A 20,733-nucleotide genomic window follows, 5' to 3' on the forward strand; every position below is an offset into this window, starting at 1 on the left:
GGGAAGGGCCGGGGCCGGAGTCGACGGTACGACTCCGGCCCCGGCCCTTCCCGCGCTCCGGCCCGCTCAGAGGTTCCCGCGCGGCGCGGGCGGCAGCGCCGCCCGCGGGGGGAGCTGCCGCGCCGGGACCGGCCAGCGGGCCGGCGGCGGCCCGTGGAGGTGGTGCAGCCCGGTGCTCCGCGTCGTGCCGAACGCCCGGAACGCCAGCTCCTCCTCGCCGCTGCGGTCGCCGGGGAGCGTGCGGAACGTCCGCCGGTACTCCGCGCACAGGGCGTCGAAGATCGGCGTCGCCGCGTACCCGTCCGGAAGGTCCCGCGCCGGACGCATGGCGGGGATCGGACTCGGATACGGCTGGGGGAAGGGGTCGTATGGGTGCACACAGGTGCCAACGACCCCGCCGTCCCCGGGATGCGGGCGGCTCTCCGAAAGAGGGGCCCGGCGGGGGCGCGGCACGGCCGGAACGCCCGAGGGCCGTCCCGGTCCGCCCGGCCCCCGCTCCGGGCGCCCGTCGTCCATCAGGTGCCGGCCAGCGGCATCGCGGCGGCGACCAGCCGGCCGTTGACCGCGGCCTTCTCCAGGGCGTCGCGCAGCAGGTCCTCGCGGGGCTGCTGGCCGATGGAGCCGACCGGGGCGGCGAAGACCAGGACCGTGTGCGACTTGTTGGCCGCGGCGCGCCAGCCCTCGGTGACCTGGAGCGGCTGGTGGGCCTGCCACCAGGCGGCCTGGCCGATGCCGCCCGCGCCCGGCTGGAGCACCGAGTGCAGCTGGCCCATCGCGACCAGGACCGACCAGCCGGGGAGGGTGGCGGGCCGGGTGTTCAGGTCCGCGACCGGCTGGAAGCCCTGGTCGGCGAGGAGCGGCAGGAATTCGTCGGTGAGACCGCCGGAACCGGGCCGGGCCACCGGCGCGGTCGGCTCCACCACCAGCGCCGGGTGCAGCTCGCCGTCGATGAGGACGAGGCCGCTGGTGACGCCCAGCACCGCCTGCTCGGGGTGGGAGGCGGTGAGCGCGTCGGCCGCGTCGGCGGCGGTGATGGAGGCGACGGCGCCCTGGAGCTGGTCCTCGGCGACCCGCACGACCTGGGACGGGATGCAGGTGGCGTGGGCGAAGGCCAGGACGGCGGTCTCCTCGCCGACGAACAGCACCGTGCTGGTGCGCTCCTGCTCGGAGTCGCCCGGCGTGCGGCAGGAGGTGCAGTCGTAGCTGCCCGGGGCGTTGTCGCCGGCGAGCAGCCGGTCGGCTTCTTCGTCGCCGATCTCGGCGCGTACGTCCTCGCTGACGTCGAGCATGCGCGGCACGGGGGGCTCCCTGGAGTCGGTGCGGACGGACCCGGGCCGTTCCCGGGCGTCCCATGCCGAGTTCAACGGGCCAGGCGCGGGCGGGGTCACGCGCGGGGGCCGGGCAAGTTGCCCCCGCGCGCCGCGGCCGGGGTCCCGGGCGGGCCGTCTCCGGCCGTGCCGCCGACCGGGTGGAAGTGAACAGTGTTCCGCGCGGCACCGGTCCGGGCCGCGGAGGGCCGACCTAGCCTGCGGCGATGTCGATGATCCGATTGTGGACAGCCGGCTCGCTCGTGGCGGCCTCCGCGGCGGCGCTGCTCGCCCTCCAGCAGGCGCCGCTCGCCGCCGCCGACGACGGACCGGTCCCGCAGGGCGTGGCGGAGGCCGCCGGGGCCGGTGCCGGGGCGGCCGACGCCGCGCTCGCCGCCGCCGCGCAGGCCGTCGGAGCGGCCCGGGGCGGGACGGACGCGGCCGGCACCGGGGCGATGCCCCCGCCGCCGGCCGGCGGCCCGGCGGGCGTCCCCGCCCACGCCTGCGCCGGGGACCAGTGGCCGTGGGGCTGCGTCGCCGAGTGCGAGAGCAGCGGCCGCTGGGACGCGAACACGGGCAACGGCTACTACGGCGGCCTCCAGTTCTGGCAGCAGACCTGGGTCGAGTTCGGCGGCCTGAAGTACGCCCGCCGCGCCGACCTGGCCACCCGTCAGCAGCAGATCACGGTCGCCGAGGACGTCCTGCGGGTGCAGGGCTGGGGCGCCTGGCCGGTCTGCTCCAAGCGGTACGGGCTCAGCGGCCGGGTGCACACCGTGCAGCCCGGGGACAGCCTCGCCTCGGTCGCCCGGCGCTTCGCGGTCCGGGGCGGCTGGCAGCGCCTCTACGAGGCCAACAAGGACGTCATCGGCCCCGATCCGAACCGGATCGCCGTCGGCATGATGCTGCGGATCGCGCCCCTCTGACGCCGAACGGCCCTTCCCGCCCCGGACGCGCCCCTCTGACCAGGGCCCCTTCCGGGCCTCCTCCCGCTCCCCCGCGCCCCCGTCCGGCCCCCGGCCGACCGGGGGCGCCCGCGTGCCGCCCAGTACAGTCGGCCGAACCGAACAACTGACCGGGGGGAACCGGCAGATGCGCATCTCTTTCCTGTTGCACAACGGCTATCACTACGGGGGCACGATCCGGACCACGTTCACGCTCGCCGGCCAACTCGCGGAGCGCCACGAGGTGGAGATCGTCTCGGTCTTCCGCCACCGCGACCGGCCCTGGCTCGACCTGCCGCCCGGGGTGACCCTCCGCCACCTCGTGGACCTGCGGAAGGAATCGCCGGGATACGACGGCGACCACCCCGACCACCACCGGCCCGCCCGGGTCTTCCCGCGCGGCGACGGCCGGTGGAAGCAGTACAGCGCGCTGACCGACGCGCGGATCGGGGAGCACCTGGCCGCGGTGGCGGCGGACGTCGTCGTCGCCACCCGGCCGGGGCTCAACGTGCAGCTGGCCCGGCAGGCGGCCCCGGGGCCCGTGCTGGTCGCCCAGGAGCACCTCGTCCTCGACGGGCACAGCTACCGGCTGCGCCGGGACATCGCCCACGAGTACGCCCTCCTGGACCTCGTCACCACCGTCACCGAGGCCGACGCGCGCGCCTACCGGCGGCTGGGCCTGCCCGCCGGGGTCGGCGTCGAGGCCGTGCCCAACAGCGTGCCGGCGCCCGCCGGACCGCCCGCCGACCCGGCGGCCCGGGTGGTCGTCGCGGCCGGCCGGCTCACCCGGGTCAAGCGGTACGACGTCCTCGTCGACGCCTTCGCGCGGGTGGCCGCCGAGCACCCGGACTGGAGCCTGCGGATCTACGGCGGCGGGGACGCCGCGCAGAACCTGAGGTCCGCGCTGGACCGGCAGATAGCGGCGCTGGGGCTCGGGGAGCGGATACGGCTGATGGGCCAGGTCCGGACGATGGAGCAGGAGTGGGCGAAGGGCTCCATCGCGGCGGTGACCTCCGAGCGGGAGGCGTTCGGCATGACGATCGTGGAGGCGATGCGGTGCGGCCTCCCGGTGGTCGCCGCGGACTGCCCGCACGGGCCGCGCGAGATCGTCGAGGACGGGGTGGACGGGCGGCTCGTCCCGGTCGGCGACCCGGACGCGGTCGCCGGGGCGCTGCGGGAGCTGATGGCGGACGAGGAGCTGCGGGCGGCGGCGGGCCGGGCGGCCCGCACGGCGGCGGAGCGCTTCGACCCGGCGCCGGTCGCCGCCCGCCACGAGGAGCTCTGGACGCGGCTCCTCGACCGGGGCGCGGTCTCCCGGGCGCACCGCCCCGGGGCCGCCGCCCTGCACGCGGCCGTGGGCGGCGTGCTGGACGCGGGCTACACGCTGAAGGCCGCCGCGGGCCGGACCCTGCGCCGCGCCGGACTGCGCTGACCGGGACCGCGCCGGACCGCGCCGGACCATGCCGGCCGGTCCGGGCGGAGGGGTTCCTTCCGGGCCGTCGGGATTCCGTCGCGGCGGCCGCCGGGGGCGGGTCCGCGTTCCGTTATCGGACGGCCGGGACAGGTGTAGGCATTGTGTAAGGGAACGGTGGGGGAGTCGCGCGCGGCGCTCTCCCGCAATTCGCGGAACCGGTCCCCGTGCGGTAATTCGGGGCGGTCCCGCACCTCTTGTCGAACAGTTCGCACGGGCTGTCGGGATTCTTTTCGAATAGGCGGGGAAACCGTCGGAAACGGGCATTCCGCAAGAGGCGCGGAGACCGCCGCGACCGTCGAGAAGTTGTGACGCAAGCGTGACCGCGAGGGGACTAACGTGGTTCCCATGGCACCCCTACCGCGCATCCCCGAACCGCCCCGAGACGCGCCCGAGTCCTATGTGGGCCTCGACGCGGACGGCGCCGCCCAGCTCGCCCGCACACGCGGCTGGCGCGTCGTGCGGACCCTGCCGCCCGGCGCGGTCGTCACCATGGAGTACCTCGCCGGACGCCTCAACATGGAGGTCGAGGACGGCACCGTCACCCGCTGCTGGGCCGGCTGACGGCGGACACGGGAAAGGGCCCCCGCCACACGAGGCGGAGGCCCTTCGCCGTACGGAAGGGGCCGGTCAGGCGGTCAGGCGGTCCGAGGACGGCCGGGCGGCGGAGCTCCGGGCGGCGGTGCCCACGCTCTCCCGGGACGGCTCCTCGGCGCCCGCCGGGCGGGTCGGGAAGACCGGCCGGGGGCCGCCGGACGCGACCGGCAGCGAGGGCACCAGGCGGCGCCGGGACCGCAGCCCCTCCCTGATCCGGTCCCGCTGGGCGAGCACCCACTCCTCGGCCACCGCGATCACCGGCTCGCACCACGGCAGCGCCAGCAGGACCAGCAGTCCGGCGGCCCAGCCGAGCAGCACGTCGCTCAGCCAGTGCGTGCCCAGGTAGACGGTGGTGAGGCCGACGCCCAGCGCGACCACCGCGGAGAGCGCCGACAGGTAGCGCCGGGCCCGCGGGGTGGTCGCCAGATAGGCCAGGATGCCCCAGGTCACGACCGCGTTCGCGGTGTGACCCGAGGGGAATATGTCCCCGCCCGCGAACAGTTCGGGCGAGCCGACCTGTGTCGCGTAGTGGGGGCCGAGCCGGCCGAGTCCGAGCTTCACCGCGCCCACGGAGACGTTGAGCAGCAGCAGGGCCGCGCCGAGGCAGAGGAGCGGGCGCAGGGTGTGCTGGCGCCAGGAGCGCCAGCCCAGCCAGGCCGCCACCATCACGGCCGTGGGGCCGCGCTGGCCGAGGACGACGTAGTAGTCCAGGAAGGCGTGCAGCTCCGGCCACTGCTGGTAGGGGCGGAAGAGCATGATCTTCCAGTCGAGGGTCACCAGCCAGGTGGACAGCAGCACCGCCACCACGATGAGGAGATAGAACGCCGACGTCCCGCCGAAGAGGGCAAGACGCGTCCGGGTCATCCGCGGGACCTCTATCTTCGGCGGGACCGGCTCCCGGTCCAGCCGGGCAAAGATGTCGGTACGCACCCAATCGACGTTACAGGGGGTGCGCGGCCGTCCCGGTCGATCCGCTCCCTTCGTGATGACGATGTGATGTGAAGCGGGTCCCGGCGGCCGGCCCATTCCGGACGCCCGTCGGAAAATCCGATGACCTCCGGTCCTTTTGCCGCCGGAGGCGATTGCCGGAACCCCGATCGCACGGCGCGGAATTACTTCGCACGCCCGTCCGCACGGAATTCCACGTGACGCGCGGACCACCCGAAGTGGCGTACGCCACACCGGGGGTCCCGGCGGCGTGAGAGGTGCGACACCCTCTCGGGGCCCGTACTCGCGTACGCTGACGGCTCACTCGCCCCTCCTCGCCGGGCCGCTCCACGCCATCAGTCCAGGTCGGCGGCGCCCGCCGGGAGCGAGAGCGTCACTTGGAGGTACGTACATGTCGCGGACGATCACGGCCCGAACGGGACGGCGTGCCGCCGGCGGCGACGCGAACCGCTGGGCCGTCCTGGTCGTCCTCTGCGTCAGCCTCCTCCTGGTCGCCCTCGACGCGACCATCCTCCACGTCGCCGTCCCCTCCCTCACCGAGAGCCTGCGGCCCAGCTCCACCGAGCTGCTCTGGATCGTCGACGCCTATCCGCTGATCTGCGCCTCGCTGCTGATCCTCTTCGGCACCCTCGGCGACCGGATCGGACGGCGCCGGGTCCTCCTCCTCGGTTACGGGCTGTTCGCCCTCGCCTCGGCCCTCGCCGTCCTCGCCACCGTGCCCTGGGTCCTCATCGCGGCCCGCGTCCTGCTCGGCGTCGGCGGCGCGATGATCATGCCGGCCACCCTCTCCATCATCCGGACCGTCTTCCCGGACCGGCGCGAGCGGGCCACCGCCATCGGCGTCTGGACGGCGGTCGCCGCGATCGGCGCCGCGACCGGGCCGGTCCTCGGCGGCTTCCTCGTCGAGCACTACTGGTGGGGCTCGGTCTTCCTCATCAACATCCCGCTGCTCGCCCTCATCCTGCCGATCGGCCGCCGCCTCCTGCCGGAGTCCCGGGGCACCGGCACGGGCCCCTGGGACGTCCTCGGCGCGCTGATGGCCGCGGCCGGCGTCCTCGGCTGCGTCTTCGGCGTCAAGCGGGCCGGCGCGGGCGAGCCGGTGCTCGCCGCCGGCACCGCGGGACCGCTGCTCCTCGGCGCGCTGCTGCTCGTCCTCTTCGTCCGCCGCCAGCGCCGCCGGGCCCACCCGCTCATCGACATGGGCCTCTTCTCCCGGGCCGCCTTCACCTCCTCCGTCGGCTGCATCGTCCTCGCCATGCTGGCCCTCGTCGGCCTGGAGCTCATCGCCGTCCAGTACCTCCAGCTGGTCCTCGGGCTCAGCCCCCTGGAGACCGGGCTGCGGCTCCTCCCGCTGACCCTCGCCGCCATGGCGGCCGGCGCCACCGGCGCGTACACGCTGCGCCGGATCGGCCCGCGCCGGATGGTCGGCTTCGGCTTCCTGCTCACCGCCGGGGCGGTGCTGCTGCTCACGCTGATGGGCCAGCACGACCGGCCGCTGCTGCTCACCGCGGGCTTCGTCCTGCTCGGCTTCGGCCTCCAGACGACCCTCTTCTCGTCGTACGAGTCGATGCTCAGCGAGGCCCCGCCGCAGAGCGCGGGCGGCGCGGCGGCGATCGGCGAGACCTCGTACCAGCTCGGCGCGGGCATGGGCATCGCGCTGCTCGGCAGCGTCATGAACGCGGCCTACGCCCCCGGCCTGGCGAAGGTGCCCGGGGTCCCGGCGGCGGCGAGCGAGGCGGCGGCGAACTCGCTGGGGGAGGCGTACCAGGTGGCGGACGGGCTCGGCGGCGCGGCCGGGGCGGCGCTGCACACGGCCGCGCGGCACGCCTTCGTCGACGGGCTGCACCTCACCCTCTTCGTCAGCGCGGGCCTGCTCCTCGCGGGGGCCGCGATGGCGCTGCGGCTGCCCCGGACGATGGAGTCCCTGGTGGACGTCGAGGCGGCGGTGGAGGCCGCGGAGGCGGCCGAGGCGGGGGCGAGGACGGGAGCGGCGGAGCCGGTGGAGCGCGCGGCGGAAGGGGCGCCGGCGGTGCCGCTCCAGCAGACCGCGTCGCCGGCCGACCAGGGGTCCGGCGCGGTCACCCGGTCGACCCACTGAGCGGAGCCGGGCCGGGGCGGCGTCGGTCCGGTCCGGCGGAGCCGCTCAGATCGGGGTCGTCCTGGTGCGGTGGCGCGGGGGCGCCTCCCGGGCGGGAGGCGGGGCCGGGCGTCAGCTCTGGTTGAAGAAGCCGTCCTGGCGGCGGCGGCCCGACTCGCCGCTGACGATCTCGGTGTCGGCCGGGGTCAGCAGGAAGACGCGGGTGGCCACGCGCTCGATGGAGCCGCGCAGGCCGAAGGCGAGACCGGCGGCGAAGTCCACGACCCGCTTGGCGTCGTCCGGCTCCATGGCGGTCAGGTTCACGATCACCGGGACGCCCTCCCGGAACAGCTCGCCGATCCCCCGGGCGTCCCGGAAGCCGTCCGGCGAGACGGTGGCGATCCGGCGGCCCCGCTCCTCGGCGGTGTCCGTGGCGACCCGGACCCGGGGGTCCGTCACCCAGGCGTCGCCGCTCTCGGCACCGTCGGCGTACTCGTCGTCGTAGTAACGCTCGTCGTTGTCCTCGACGAGTCCCAGCCAGGCGCTCGCCTTGCGCACCGATCCCATGGACGCCTCCTTTCACGCGGTCACTGCGGTCACTGGTGGTTCCGCAATCCCTATCGTCGTCCATGATGCGGATCGCGCGCCAAGTGGATAGGCGCCGCGCAGGGGATTCGTGACGGTACTGGTGCAGAACGTGAGGGGCATTTTCTGGCGATTCGTCAGGAAACTCAGGGTATGCGGGGCGTGACGGAAGGCCATGTGGCTGAAAATATGAAAGTCGGTCCGCAGGGGTGATGTCGGGCGCGTACGGGTGAACACCCGCCTCGCTACGATGCCGCGAGGCCGTCCGCCGACTCCCCCCGGGAGCCCCGCCGGGCGGCCCCGCCGCGCGCCCGCGCGGCACCGCTCACGCACGCTCCACGGGGGACGGAAATGTTCGGAATCGTCAGACCCTGCACCCATCGGCTCACCGACCGCCTCAAGACCCAGTGGACGGCCCACCTCTGCGGACTGTGCCTGGCGCTCCGCGCCGACCACGGGCAGTTCGCCCGGATCGTCACCAACTACGACGGGCTCATCGTCTCGGTCCTGACGGAGGCTCAGACCGGCGTCACCGACGCCGGACGCCGCACCGCGGGACCCTGCCCGCTGCGCGCCATGCGCACCGCCACCGTCGCCCGCGGCGAGGGCGCCCGGCTCGCCGCCGCCGTCTCCCTCGTCCTCGCCTCCGCCAAGGTCCGCGACCACGTCGCCGACCGGGACGGCCTGCTGGCCCGTCGGCCGGTCGCCGCCGCCGCCCGCCGGGTCGCCCGCTCCTGGGACCGGGCCGGCGCCCGCGCGGGCCACGCGGTCGGCTTCGACACCGCCGTCCTCGTCGACGCCGTCGACCGGCAGACCGGCATCGAGGCCCTCGCCGGGATCGGCACCCCGCTGCTCACCGTCACCGAGCCCACCGAGACCGCCACCGCCGCCGCCTTCGCACACACCGCGCACCTCGCGGGACGGCCCGGCAACGCCGCGCCGCTCGCCGAGGCGGGCCGCCTCTTCGGCCGCCTCGCCCACCTCCTGGACGCCGTCGAGGACCAGGCCGCCGACGCCGGGGCCGGCGCCTGGAACCCGCTCACCGCCACCGGCACCTCCCGCGAGGAGGCCCGCCGGCTCGCCGACGACGCCCTGCACGGCATCCGGCTGGCGCTCGGGGACGCCGAGTTCACCGACGGCAAGCTCGTCCACCGGCTCCTCGCGCACGAACTGCGGGTCTCCGTCGACCGCGCCTTCGGCACCACCACCTGCTCGCACGGCGGCGCGCCCGCGCACGGCCACGGACCAGTGCCCGGCAACCCGTACGCCCCCAACGGCCCCGGTCCCGGCCATCCGTACGCCCCCGGCCCCGGCGGACCGGCCGGCCCTGGCGGGCCCTGGACGCCCGGACCCGGCGGCGGCGGCCCCTTCCCGCCCGGCCCGCCGCGCCGCGACCGGCGCGGACTGCTCGCCGGCTGCGCGGTCTGGGCCGGCCTCGCCTGCACCTGCCAGATGTGCTGCGGCAGCTACGAGGACCCGTGGAGCCGGGAGCGCAAGGACGGCCTCTGCCAGCAGTGCGACTGCGGAGACTGCTGCGAGGGGTGCGACTGCTGCTCCAACTGCTGCTCGTGCGGCGGCGAGGACGGCGGCTGCTGCGACTGCGACTGCGGGTGCGACTGCGGCTGCTGACCCCCGGCCGGCACCGGAGCACGCCGCCGGGACCGGGGCGCGTCCGGGCCGGGACCGCGCCCCGGACCGGAGCCGTCACTTCGTCGGGGCGGGGATCTCCGGCGGGGAGATCCGGGACTCGGCGATGCCCGATCCCGTGATGCCCCACTTCCGCAGGATGCGGTCGTAGGTGCCGTCCGCCTTCAGGCCGTTGACCGCGGCCCGGAAGGCGGGCGCGAGCGGCGTGCCCTTCTTGAACGCGAAGCCGACGTCCAGCCGCCGGTACTCGTTGAGGAAGCGGGTCCCGGGCTGCCGGCCGACCGCGTACCGCAGGCCGTTGATGGTGCTCATGACCACGTCGCTGCGCCCCTGCCGCAGCGACAGCCAGACCGCCGCGTTCTCGCTGAAGACGTTCACCTCGTACGGCTCCTTCCCGGCCCCGGCGCACCGCCCCCGGTTCTTCTCCAGGGTCTGCTCGAAGGTGGTGCCCGCCCCGGTCGCGACCTTCAGGCCGCACAGCTGCGTGAGGTCGGTGATCTCCTTCAGCGGGCTGTCGGACCGGACCGCGAAGCCCTGGCCGTCGTTGACGTACGTCACGAAGTCGATGGTCCGGCGCCGCTCCTCCGTGACGCCGAAGTTCCCGGTGCCGACGTCGTACCGGCCGCCGCCGAGCGCGGGCAGGATCACCTCGAACCCGGCCGTCTCCCGCTTCAGTTCCAGCCCGAGGGCCTTCGCCACCGCGGTCGAGAAGTCGACGTCGATCCCCACCAGCGTCCGCCCGTCCGGGAGGTAGGTGGTGCCCGGCGGGGCGCCGACCGAGGTGGCGAGGGCGATGCTGCCCCGCGCGCGGACCTCCGCGGGCAGCAGCTTCGCCGCCGCCGCGTTCGGCCGCACGCCGGAGACGACGTCCTCCGTGGGCAGGTCGTCCCGGGCCGCCCCGGCCGGGGCGGCGTCCGCCGGGCCGCCGCCGGAGCAGCCGGCGAGGGCGAGGGCGGCGGCGGTGGCCAGGGCGAGGACGGCGGCGGTACGGGTGCGCGGGTGCGGGCTCATGGCTCGGGGGTCTCCAGGTGCTTCTCGAACGGCAGCGGACCGATCGACTCGGGATCGGCGGTGACGTCGAAGAGGGGGCGGTAGCCGGTCGCCAGGTAGAGGCCGCGGGCCTCCGGCTGGCGCGGACCGGTGGTGAGGTACAGGCGGGTGTAGCCGCGGGCGGCGGCGTCCGCTTCGAGCGCGGCGAGGACCCGGCGGGCCAGCCCCCGGCGGCGGTGCGCCGAGTGGGTCCAGATCCGCTTCAGCTCGGCGGTGTCCGGACCGTGCCGGCGGTAGGCGCCGCCGGCCACCGGCACGCCGTCCTCCAGCAGGAGCAGGAAGGCGCCGTGCGGCGGGGCGAACTCGCCGGCCGGGAAACGCGTCAGGTCGGAGGCGTCGCCGTACCGGGTCAGGTACTCGTGCGCCAGCTCGTCCAGGAGCGGACGCGCCAGCGGGTCGTCGGGCGTGGTCGCGCACAGCGTGAACGCGGCCGCCCGGGCGGGCGTGAGAGGCATGCGTCTTCCTCGGACAGGAGGGCGACAGGGACGGGCGAGGGGAGGGGAGGGCCCGGCGAGGGGAGCGTGAAGGCGGGGGACGGCGTCAGCGGGGACGCCGAAGCACAGGCGCGACGGCTTGGGAAAACACCGGGGGACGCCGAATTGCAGGCGCGACGACCTGGGGAAACGCAGAGGGACGGCTCAACAGGAAGAGGACCACACACGACCGAGGTCGATGTGGGAGCGCGTGACCAGCTGCTGCGGATGCATGGCCTCAGTGGAACAGGCATCCGTTCCCCAGTCAACCGGTAGGAGACGTACGCCTCATTCCAACGGACCGCATCCTGGACGGACTTGACAGGCGAACGCCACATCCCCTTAGCCTCACAGGGCGGACACCGGGCTGAGGGGCCCGGTCCCGCGTCCGTCGTCGTGCGTGTGAAGGCGCACCCCGTGTTCCATCCGCCTCTGGCAGTCACGGAGCCTTCGCATGTCCTCCGCGCCCCTCCGCTTCCTCGACGCGGCCCCGCACCTCCGGCCGCCCACCGCCCCCACCGGCCCGGCCCCCGCCGGAGCCGGCCCGGCCAAGACCGCCCCGGACGCGCCCGTCGTCGTCCCCGCCCGCCGCACCGGCCAGTGGGCCGCCGCCGTCGCCGTCCTCGTCCTGCTCGGCCTCGGACTCACCTCGGTCGCCCGCAACGAGGCCTTCCAATGGGACGTCGTCGCCCACTACTTCACCTCGGCCGCCGTCCTGCGCGGCCTCGGCCTCACCCTGTGGCTGACCGCCGCCGTCATGGTCCTCGGCTTCGCCCTCGGCACCCTGCTCGCGGCCCTCCGGCTCTCCGCCAACCCCGTGCTGCGCGCCGTCTCCTGGGGCTACGTGTGGTTCTTCCGCTCCACCCCGATCCTGGTCCAGCTCCTCTTCTGGTTCAACATCGGCGTGCTCTACCCCCGCGTCCTCGGCGTCTCCACCGTCGACCTCCTCGGCCCGGTCGCCGTCGCCGTCCTCGGCCTCACCCTCCACGAGGCCGCCTACGCCGCCGAAGTGGTGCGCGGCGGCATCCTCTCCGTCGACCGCGGCCAGATCGAGGCCGCCCAGGCCCTCGGCCTCGGCCGGACCCGCCGCTTCACCCGGATCGTCCTCCCGCAGGCCATGCGCGCCATCGTCCCGCCCGCCGGGAACATGCTCATCGGGACCCTCAAGGGCACCTCGATCGTCTCCGTCATCGCCGTGCAGGACCTGCTCTACTCCACCCAGCTCGTCTACCACCGCACCTACGAGGTGATCCCGCTCCTCCTCGTCGCCACCCTCTGGTACGTGGCCGTCACCTCCGTCCTCTCCGTCGGCCAGCACCACCTGGAGAAGCGGTACGCGCGCGGCACCGGGACCGCCCGGTGAGCGCCGCCTCCCTGGTGATCGTCGGCGCGGGACCGCGCGGCACCGGCTTCCTCGAACGGCTCGCCGCCGGCCTGCCCGAGCTGTACGGCGACCGCCCCCTCGACGTCCACCTCGTCGACCCCTACCCGCCCGGCCCCGGCCGGATCTGGCGCACCGCCCAGTCCCCGCTGCTCTGGATGAACTCCATGGCCGAGGACGTCACCGTCTTCACCGACGACACCACCGTCCTCGAAGGCCCCGTCCTCCCCGGCCCCACCCTCGCCGACTGGGCCGGCACCGATGGCCGCCGCTTCGCCACCCGCACCGAGCAGGGCGCCTACCTGCGCTGGGCGTACGAACGCGCCCGCGGCCTGCTGCCCGCCACCGTCACCGTCCACGAGCACCGCACCACCGCCCTGCGGGTCGACGGCCCCCGCGAGGGCCGCCAGCACGTCCGGCTCGCCGGCCGCGCCGCCCCCCTCGCCGCCGACCTCGTCGTCCTCACCCTCGGCCACCTCGACGCCGAACCCGACGACGACCAGCGCGCCCTGTCCGCCTTCGCCGCCCGCCACGGCCTCGTCCACCTGCCGCCCGGCGCCACCGCCGACCTCGACCTGTCCGTCCTCCCGCCCGGCGAACCCGTCCTCGTCCGCGGCCTCGGCCTCGCCTTCGTCGACCTCATGGTGCTCCTCACCGAAGGCCGCGGCGGCCGGTACGAGGGCCCCGAGGACGCCCTCGTGTACGTGCCCTCCGGACGGGAGCCGGTGCTGTACGCGGGCTCCCGCCGGGGCGTCCCGTACCACGCCAAGCTCGGCTACTCCCTCGACGGCGAACGGCCCCCGCTGCCCCGCTTCTTCGGCCCCGACCAGGTCGCCGCCCTGCGCGCCGCGACCGGACCCCTCGACTTCCGGCGCGACGTGTGGCCGCACATCGCCAAGGAGCTCGGCTGGGCCCACTACCACCGCCTCCTCACCGCCCACCCCGACCGCGCCACCCGCGCCCGGGACGCCTTCGCCGCCGACTACGCCGCCCTCGCCCCCGGCGACCCGGCCCTCGCCGCCCTCGCCCGCGCGGCCGTCCCTGACCCCGCCGACCGCTTCGACCCCGACGCCCTCGACCGGCCCCTCGACGGACTGCGCGCCCGCGACCCCGAGGACCTCCAGGACGCCCTGCGCGCCTACGTCACCGCCGACCTGGCCCGCCGCCGCGACCCCGCCCACAGCGCCGACGCCGCCGTCTTCGCCGCCGTCCTCTCCGTCTACGGCCAGCTCGTCCGGCTCGCCGACCGGGTCGACACCGACCACTGGTGGCACGGCTTCTTCAGCTACCTCGCCTCCGGCCCGCCCGCCCCCCGGCTGCGCCGCCTGCTCGCCCTCTCCGAGGCCGGGACCGTCCGCTTCCTCGGCCCCCGCACCCGCGTCGGGACCGACGAGCGCCACGGCCTCTTCCGGGCCACCTCGCCCGCCCTGCCCGGCGCCGCCACCACGGCCCGCGCCCTGGTCGAGGCCCGGCTGCCCGCCCCCACCGTCACCCGCACCGCCAGCCCGCTGCTGCGCGGCCTGTACGAGGACGGCGCCCGCGCCACCGCCGACGGACTGCTCGCCGTGGACCCCGCCGACGGGCGGATCGTGCACCGGGACGGCCGCCCGCACCCGCACCGGATCGCCCTCGGCCCGCACACCACCGCCCGGTCGAACGGCGCCTTCGTCCGGCCCCGCACCGGCGGCCTCCCCTTCGCGCAGAACGACGCCGCCGCCCGCGCCGCGCTCGCCTTCCTGCGCGACGGCGCCTGTCGGCCGTCCGCGCCGCTCGCCGGCTGACCGCCGCCGCACCCCGCCCCGTACGGCCCCGCCCCGTACGACCGCGTCCCGCACGGCCCCGTCCTCCACGGGCGCCGCCCCGCCCCTCCCCAGCAGCGAGGAACCCGCCATGACCCTCACCAGCGACCCGCCGGTCGGGAAGACCGCCCCCGGCAGAACACCGGCACCCGGCACCGACGACGCCGCCGGACTCACCGTCGTCCCCGTCCGCCGCCCCTGGCGCTGGGCCGCCGTCGCCGCCACCGCCGTCGTCCTCGTCCAGTTCGGCCACGGCCTCGTCACCAACCCCGGCTGGGAATGGGACGTCTTCGCCCGCTACTTCGCCACCGAGGCGATCCTGCGCGCCGTCTGGGTCACCCTCCAGCTCACCTTCTACGGCACCGCGATCGGCTTCGCCCTCGGCGTCGTCCTCGCCTTCATGCGACTGTCCGCCAGCCGCTTCCTGCGGACCGTCGCCTTCGGCTACATCTGGGCCTTCCGCTCCATCCCGCTCATCGTCCAGCTCCTCTTCTGGTTCAACCTCGCCTACCTGTACGAGGAGCTGAGCATCGGCGTCCCCTTCGGACCCGGCCTCGTCTCCTTCGACACCGCCGGCCTGGTCGGCGCCATGAGCGCCGCCGTCCTCGGCCTCGCCCTCCACCAGGCCGCCTACGCCGCCGAGATCGTCCGGGGCGGCGTCCTCGCCGTCGACTCCGGACAGCTGGAGGCCGCCGCCTCCCTCGGCATCCCGCGCCTGCGCCGGCTCCGCCGGATCGTCCTGCCCCAGGCCATGCGCTCCATCCTGCCCAACGCCGCCAACGAGATCGTCTCCCTCTTCAAGGGCACCTCGATCGTCTCCGTCATGGCCATCGGCGAGCTGTTCTACCAGGTCCAGGTCGTCTACGGCCGCACCGGCCGGGTCGTGCCGCTGCTGATGGTCGCCACCGTCTGGTACGTCCTGCTGACCACCGCGCTCTCCGTCGTCCAGCACTACGTCGAACGCCACTACGCCAAGGGGAGCACCCGATGAGCACCGTCACCGCCCCGCCCACCCCCAAGGTCGAACTCCGCGCCGTCCGCAAGAACTTCGGCACCACCGAGGTGCTGCGCGGCATCGACCTCGACGTCGCGGCCGGCGAGGTCGCCGTGGTCCTCGGCCCCTCCGGCTCCGGCAAGTCCACCCTGCTGCGCACCATCAACCACCTGGAGAAGGTCGACGGCGGCTCGGTCCGCGTCGACGGCTCCCTCGTCGGCTACCGGCGCTCCGGCGACAAGCTCCACGAGCTGCGCGAGCGCGAGATCCTGCGGCAGCGCACCCGCATCGGCTTCGTCTTCCAGAACTTCCACCTCTTCCCGCACCTCACCGTCCTGGAGAACATCACCGAGGCCCCCGTCTCCGCGCTCCGCCGCCCCCGTAGGGCCGCCGAGGAGACCGCCCGCGCGCTCCTCGCGAGGGTCGGGCTCGCGGACAGGGCGGAGGCGTACCCCAAGCAGCTCTCCGGCGGCCAGCAGCAGCGGGTCGCCATCGCCCGCGCGCTCGCCCTCGAACCCGGCCTGCTCCTCTTCGACGAACCGACCTCGGCCCTCGACCCCGAACTCGTCGGCGAGGTCCTCGACGTCATCCGCGACCTCGCCGCCGGCGGCACCACGATGATCGTCGTCACCCACGAGATCGGCTTCGCCCGCGAGGTCGCCGACACCGTCGTCTTCATGGACGAGGGCCGGATCGTCGAGCGGGGCACGCCCGCCGAGGTCCTCGACGCGCCCCGGCACGAACGCACCCGCGCCTTCCTCTCCAAGGTCCTCTGACCTCCCCCTCCCGCACCCCCTTCCCCGCAAGGAGTCCCGCCATGACGTCCCGCCGCACCCTCCTCGCCGCCGTCGCCGCGCTCACCGCCCTCGGGGCCCTCACCGCCTGCGGCACGGGCGACCCCACCACCGAGATCAAGCCCGACGGGCAGAAGGGGCCGGGCGTGAACATCGGCCCGGACCAGAAGCGGATCCGCACCGGGAAGTCCGCCGGGGCCGCCGCCGCGCTGCCCGAGGCCGTCCGGAAGAGAGGCACCCTCGTCATCGGCGTGAGCGCGGGCAGTTCGCCGCCGCTCGGCTTCTACGCCACCGACGACAAGACCCTCATCGGCGTCGAGACCGACCTCGCCACCCTCGTCGCCGACGCGCTCGGCCTGAAGCCCGACTTCCAGGTGGTCTCCTGGGAGAACCTCTTCGTCGGCCTCGACAGCGGCAAGTTCGACGCGGCCTTCTCCAACGTCACCGTCACCGAGGAGCGCAAGGACAAGTACGACTTCGCCACCTACCGCCTCGACGACCTCGCCTTCGAGGCGAAGAAGGGCGCCGACTGGAAGGTGCGGGGCCCCGAGGACGTCTCCGGGAAGCGGATCGCGGTCGGCTCCGGCACCAACCAGGAGAAGATCCTCGTCGACTGGTCGAAGGAGAACGAGAAGGCCGGCCGCGAGGGCGTGGACATCGCCTACTTCCAGAACTCCACCGACTACTACCTCGCCCTCCAGTCCGGCCGCATCGACGCCTACCTGGGCCCGAACCCGTCCGCCGCCTACCACGTGGCGTCCGCCGGGCAGACCGAGGTGATCGGCACGTTCTCCGGCGCCGGCGCCGGCCTCCAGGGCAAGATCGCCGCCGCGACGAAGAAGGACAGCGGCCTGGTGAAGGCGTACGCCGCAGCCCTCGACCACGTCATCGGCAACGGCTCCTACGCGAAGGTCCTGGAGCGCTGGGGTCTGTCCACCGAGGCCGTCGAGAAGTCCGAGATCAACCCCCCGGGCCTGCCCCGCACCACGAACTGACCCGCAGTCCGGGGCGGCCGTACGGCCCCGGGGGCGTCCCCCGCGGCGCCCCCGGCCCCCCGGTGCCCCCCGGCCGGTGACCGCCCGCCCGTACCCGCCCGTCCGCCCGTACCCGTCCGCCTTCCGGCCCATACCCGCCCGTCCGGCCTTTCCGGCCCGTGGCCGTCCCGTCTGCCTGTACCCGTCCGGCCTTTCCGCCCGTGGCCGTCCCGCCCGGCCGTACCCGTTCGGCCTTCCCGGCCCGTGGCCGTCCCGTCCGTACCCGACCCGCCCCACCCCGTACCGCCTCCGGAGGACCTCGCATGACCCGTGCGCACCCGTACCGACCGCTTCATCTCGCCGCCGAGATCGCCCCGGGGGCCGTCGGCACCCGGGCCGCCGCCGATGCCGTGGCGCTCGCCCGGATCGGGGAGGAGGCCGGGCTCGACTTCCTCACCCACGACGACTCCTTCTCCCGGCCCGGACTCGACGCGCTCGCCGTCCTCTCCCGGGTCGCGCCCGCGACCCGGTCGATCGGCCTGGTGCCGACCGTCACCACCACCCACACCGAGCCCTTCCACGTCCAGGCGGCCGTCGCCACCCTGGACTGGGTGAGCCGGGGCCGGGCCGGCTGGCGGGTCGAGGTGTCCCGGGGCGCCGCCGAGGCCGCCCTGTTCGGCCGCCGGGCCGCCCCGCCGACCGCCGCCCTGTGGCAGGAGGCGGGCGAGGTCGCCGAGGTGGCCCGCCGGCTGTGGGACAGTTGGGAGGACGACGCCGAGATCAGGGACGTTCCCACCGGCCGTTTCATCGACCGCGACAAGCTCCACCACGTCGACTTCCAGGGGTCCGTCTTCTCCGTGAAGGGCCCGTCGATCGTGCCCCGGCCCCCGCAGGGCCATCCGGTCGTCGTGGTCGACGCGACCCGCCCGGAGGCCCGCGAGACGGCGGCCCGCCACGCGGACGTGGCGCTGATCAGGGCTGCTTCGCCCGAGGAGGCCGCCGGGCTGCGCGCCGAACTCCACCGGGCGGCCCGCGCCCACGGCCGCGATCCGGAACTGCTGCGCGTACTGCTCAGCGTCCCCGCCGGTCTCCCCGGTCTCCCCGGTCACTCCGACCCCTCTGGTCACTCCGACCCCTTCGGACACTCCGGCCCTTCCGGGGACTCCGACCTCGCCGACCCCGCCGCCCTCGCCGAGCGGATCGCCGCCTGGCACGGCGGCGGGGCCGTCGACGGCCTGCACCTCGTCCCGGCCGACCCGGCCCGCGACCTGCCGCGCTTCGCCGCCGGGACGGTGGCCGCGCTGCGCGGGCGGGGCCTGTTCCGCACCGCCTACGCGGGCACCACCCTCCGCGACCACCTGGGCCTGCCCCGGCCCGTCAGCCAGTACGCCCCGAAGGGAGCCGACGCGTGACCGAGTCCCGGCCGGCCAGGAAGCAGATCCACCTCGCCGCGCACTTCCCCGGCGTCAACTCCACCACCGTCTGGGCCGATCCGCGCTCCGGCTCGCAGATCGACTTCTCCTCCTTCGAGCACCTCGCGCGCACCGCCGAGCGTGGCCTGTTCGACTTCTTCTTCCTCGCCGAGGGGCTGCGGCTGCGCGAGCACGCCGGCCGCGTCCACGACCTCGACGTCGTCGGCCGCCCCGAGTCGATCACCGTCCTGAACGCGCTGGCCGCCGTCACCGACCGCCTCGGCCTGGCCGCCACGGTCAACGCCACCTTCAACGAGCCCTACGAGCTGGCCCGGCGGCTCGCCTCCCTGGACCACCTCAGCGGCGGCCGGGCCGCCTGGAACGTCGTCACCTCCTCCGACGCCTTCACCGGCGAGAACTTCCGGCGCGGCGGCTTCCTCGACCGGGCCGACCGGTACACGCGGGCCGCCGAGGCCCTCGCCACCGTCCGCGAGCTGTGGGACTCCTGGCCGGCCGGCGGCGAGCGGCGCCGCTTCGCCCACGACGGGCCGCAGTTCCGGATCGAGGGCGAGGTCACCGTCGAGCGGCCGCCGCAGGGGCACCCGGTCGTCATCCAGGCCGGGGACTCCGCCGAGGGGCGGGAGTTCGCCGCCTCCGCCGCCGACGTGATCTTCTCCCGGCACTCGGAGCCGGAGGCCGGCCGGGCCTTCTACGCCGACGTCAAGGGCCGGCTCGCCCGGTACGGGCGGCGGCCGGAGGAGCTGAAGATCCTCCCCGCCGTCACCTACGTCCTCGGCGACACCGAGGCCGAGGCCCGGGAGCGGGCCGCGCTCATCAGCCGGCAGCAGGTCTCCCCGCAGAACGCGATCCTCACCCTGGAGCAGGTCTGGGGCCGCGACCTCTCCGCGTACGACCCCGACGGGCCGTTCCCCGAGACCGACCCGGACCCGGAGTCGACGCTCGTGCAGGGCAGGGTCCGGGTCGCCGACCCGTTCGCGGTCGCGGCGCGCTGGCGGGCGCTGTCCGAGGCCAAGGGGCTGTCGATCCGGGAGACCGTCATCGAGGCCACCGGCCGGCACTCCTTCGTCGGCACGCCCGCCTCGGTCGCCGCCGCCCTGGAGGAGCACGTGGCGACCGGGGCGGCCGACGGCTTCATCCTCGTCCCGCACCTCACCCCGGGCGGCCTGGACGACTTCGTCGACCGGGTGGTCCCGCTGCTCCAGGAGCGCGGCGTCTTCCGTACGGAGTACACGGGCACGACGCTCCGCTCGCACCTCGGGCTCCCGGCACCGGTGTGGAAGGCTGGCACACCATGAGCGACACGCATGGCACCCACCCCGCCGACGGCACCTCCCCGGACCCCGGGGCCGCGTGGCGGGACTGGCACGAGCGGCGCGAGGCGGCGGTGGCCTCCTCGTACGGCCCGCTCTCCCTCACCGGCACCCACTGGCTCGCGGACTTCCCCGACGGCGCCCTGCCCGGCCTGCCGGGGGAGTGGCGGGAGGACGGCGACGAGCTGGTCCTGACGGCGGACGCCGGCGACGGCCTCACCGTCGACGGCAAGCCCTTCGCCGGCACGGTCCGGCTCACCGCCGACCACCCGCCGGTCCACGAGTCCCGCGTCGCGGCGGGCGACCGCAGGCTGGTCGTGCTGCGCCGCGAAGGACTGTGGGCGGTACGGGACTTCGACCCCGGCTCGGCGGCGCGGCGGGCGTTCCGGGGCATCGAGGCCGCCCCGTACGACCCGCGCTGGACGGTGCCGGGGGTCTACCGGCCGTACGCGGAGGAGCGCAGCGTCCGGGTGGCGAACGCGGACGGCCGGGAGCGCGGGCTCGGGCTCTCGGGCGAGGTGGTCTTCGAGCTCGACGGCCGGGTGCACGCGCTCCAGGCGGCCGTCGAGGACGACGGCTCGCTGTGGGCGGTCTTCGCGGACGCCACCAGCGGGGGGTCCACCTTCCGCTTCCGGTTCCTGCGGCCGGAGGCCCCGGCGGCGGACGGCGCGGTGACGGTGGACCTCAACCGGGCGCTGCTCCCGCCGTGCGCCTTCGCCGACCACTTCATCTGCCCCTTCCCGCCGCCCGGGAACACCCTGGACCTCGCGGTGGAGGCGGGGGAGCGGCGGGTGCGCACGGCCTGAGCCGCCCGGCGGGCCCCGGCCGTCACCACGGCCGGGCCCGCCGCCTTCCCCGGCACCGCTTTGTGAAAGCTTTCACAAAAGGACTTCCGGCCCCCCTCCACAGGTCTTTCCGCGCCCCTCCTCGCAGGTCACCGGGTGTCGAATGG

General features: G+C 75.3%; 19 protein-coding genes. 13 read left to right on the forward strand and 6 right to left on the reverse strand.

Annotation, left to right across the window (positions count from 1 at the left end; all coding sequences use genetic code 11):
• Positions 1–66 precede the first annotated feature (66 nt).
• The gene (locus tag IE219_RS11100; protein ID WP_229849719.1) at positions 67–378 is read right to left on the reverse strand and encodes a hypothetical protein; all 312 of its coding nucleotides are present in this window, start codon (positions 376–378) and stop codon (positions 67–69) included.
• Between the two features lie 137 nt (positions 379–515).
• On the reverse strand, positions 516–1,298 hold the full coding sequence (locus IE219_RS11105) for a DUF8842 C-terminal domain-containing protein (RefSeq protein WP_189976471.1): 783 nt from the start codon (positions 1,296–1,298) through the stop codon (positions 516–518).
• Positions 1,299–1,534: 236 nt separating this feature from the next.
• Here IE219_RS11105 and IE219_RS11110 point away from each other — a divergent pair, with 236 nt between their 5' ends.
• The 3 genes from IE219_RS11110 (at position 1,535) to IE219_RS11120 (ending at position 4,283) form a co-directional block, all read left to right on the forward strand.
• Positions 1,535–2,230, forward strand: a complete 696-nt coding sequence (locus tag IE219_RS11110) for a LysM peptidoglycan-binding domain-containing protein (protein WP_189976472.1) — start codon at positions 1,535–1,537, stop codon at positions 2,228–2,230.
• Between the two features lie 166 nt (positions 2,231–2,396).
• Positions 2,397–3,680 carry a glycosyltransferase gene (locus IE219_RS11115; protein ID WP_189976473.1) on the forward strand — a complete coding sequence of 428 codons (1,284 nt, stop codon included), beginning with the start codon at positions 2,397–2,399 and terminating at the stop codon, positions 3,678–3,680.
• Positions 3,681–4,067: 387 nt separating this feature from the next.
• The gene (locus IE219_RS11120; RefSeq protein ID WP_189976474.1) at positions 4,068–4,283 is read left to right on the forward strand and encodes an I78 family peptidase inhibitor; all 216 of its coding nucleotides are present in this window, start codon (positions 4,068–4,070) and stop codon (positions 4,281–4,283) included.
• Positions 4,284–4,349: 66 nt separating this feature from the next.
• Here IE219_RS11120 and IE219_RS11125 read toward each other — a convergent pair whose 3' ends face one another.
• Positions 4,350–5,246 carry a phosphatase PAP2 family protein gene (locus tag IE219_RS11125; protein WP_189976475.1) on the reverse strand — a complete coding sequence of 299 codons (897 nt, stop codon included), beginning with the start codon at positions 5,244–5,246 and terminating at the stop codon, positions 4,350–4,352.
• A gap of 409 nt (positions 5,247–5,655) precedes the next feature.
• Here IE219_RS11125 and IE219_RS11130 point away from each other — a divergent pair, with 409 nt between their 5' ends.
• On the forward strand, positions 5,656–7,362 hold the full coding sequence (locus tag IE219_RS11130; protein WP_189976476.1) for an MFS transporter: 1,707 nt from the start codon (positions 5,656–5,658) through the stop codon (positions 7,360–7,362).
• Between the two features lie 111 nt (positions 7,363–7,473).
• Here the strand turns inward: IE219_RS11130 and IE219_RS11135 are convergent, their stop codons facing one another.
• A complete protein-coding gene (locus IE219_RS11135; protein ID WP_189976477.1) occupies positions 7,474–7,908 on the reverse strand; it encodes a cell division protein SepF in 435 nt (144 codons plus the stop codon).
• 369 nt (positions 7,909–8,277) lie between these two features.
• On the opposite strand from IE219_RS11135, the gene IE219_RS11140 reads away from it, so the two are divergent.
• Positions 8,278–9,555, forward strand: a complete 1,278-nt coding sequence (locus tag IE219_RS11140) for a DUF5685 family protein (protein WP_189976478.1) — start codon at positions 8,278–8,280, stop codon at positions 9,553–9,555.
• Between the two features lie 75 nt (positions 9,556–9,630).
• Here IE219_RS11140 and IE219_RS11145 read toward each other — a convergent pair whose 3' ends face one another.
• Both IE219_RS11145 and IE219_RS11150 read right to left on the reverse strand, forming a co-directional pair.
• Positions 9,631–10,584, reverse strand: a complete 954-nt coding sequence (locus tag IE219_RS11145) for an ABC transporter substrate-binding protein (protein WP_189976479.1) — start codon at positions 10,582–10,584, stop codon at positions 9,631–9,633.
• Positions 10,581–11,078 (reverse strand): GNAT family N-acetyltransferase, encoded by a 498-nt coding sequence (locus IE219_RS11150; RefSeq protein ID WP_189976480.1) that lies wholly within the window; start codon positions 11,076–11,078, stop codon positions 10,581–10,583. Before IE219_RS11150 ends, IE219_RS11145 begins: the two co-directional genes overlap by 4 nt.
• 472 nt (positions 11,079–11,550) lie before the next feature.
• On the opposite strand from IE219_RS11150, the gene IE219_RS11155 reads away from it, so the two are divergent.
• From IE219_RS11155 to IE219_RS11190, 8 genes are all read left to right on the forward strand, one after another.
• Positions 11,551–12,459 carry an amino acid ABC transporter permease gene (locus tag IE219_RS11155; RefSeq protein ID WP_189976481.1) on the forward strand — a complete coding sequence of 303 codons (909 nt, stop codon included), beginning with the start codon at positions 11,551–11,553 and terminating at the stop codon, positions 12,457–12,459.
• The gene (locus IE219_RS11160) at positions 12,456–14,258 is read left to right on the forward strand and encodes an FAD/NAD(P)-binding protein (protein WP_189976482.1); all 1,803 of its coding nucleotides are present in this window, start codon (positions 12,456–12,458) and stop codon (positions 14,256–14,258) included. The genes IE219_RS11155 and IE219_RS11160 overlap by 4 nt, the downstream gene beginning before the upstream one ends.
• Before the next feature lie 109 nt (positions 14,259–14,367).
• On the forward strand, positions 14,368–15,267 hold the full coding sequence (locus tag IE219_RS11165; RefSeq protein WP_189976483.1) for an amino acid ABC transporter permease: 900 nt from the start codon (positions 14,368–14,370) through the stop codon (positions 15,265–15,267).
• Positions 15,264–16,046, forward strand: coding sequence for an amino acid ABC transporter ATP-binding protein (locus IE219_RS11170; RefSeq protein WP_189976484.1), 783 nt, complete (start codon positions 15,264–15,266; stop codon positions 16,044–16,046). The genes IE219_RS11165 and IE219_RS11170 overlap by 4 nt, the downstream gene beginning before the upstream one ends.
• A gap of 41 nt (positions 16,047–16,087) precedes the next feature.
• Entirely contained in the window at positions 16,088–17,059 is a 972-nt protein-coding gene (locus IE219_RS11175) for an ABC transporter substrate-binding protein (RefSeq protein WP_189976485.1), read from the forward strand.
• 302 nt (positions 17,060–17,361) lie between these two features.
• Positions 17,362–18,450: an LLM class flavin-dependent oxidoreductase gene (locus IE219_RS11180; RefSeq protein WP_189976486.1), complete on the forward strand. Its 1,089-nt coding sequence runs from the start codon at positions 17,362–17,364 to the stop codon at positions 18,448–18,450.
• Complete coding sequence (locus IE219_RS11185) at positions 18,447–19,766, forward strand: NtaA/DmoA family FMN-dependent monooxygenase (protein WP_189976487.1); 1,320 nt, start codon at positions 18,447–18,449, stop codon at positions 19,764–19,766. The genes IE219_RS11180 and IE219_RS11185 overlap by 4 nt, the downstream gene beginning before the upstream one ends.
• Positions 19,763–20,587 (forward strand): DUF1684 domain-containing protein, encoded by an 825-nt coding sequence (locus IE219_RS11190; protein WP_189976488.1) that lies wholly within the window; start codon positions 19,763–19,765, stop codon positions 20,585–20,587. The genes IE219_RS11185 and IE219_RS11190 overlap by 4 nt, the downstream gene beginning before the upstream one ends.
• Positions 20,588–20,733 lie beyond the last annotated feature (146 nt).

It is taken from the genome of Streptomyces termitum (assembly GCF_014650175.1).
Taxonomy (GTDB): domain Bacteria; phylum Actinomycetota; class Actinomycetes; order Streptomycetales; family Streptomycetaceae; genus Streptomyces; species Streptomyces termitum.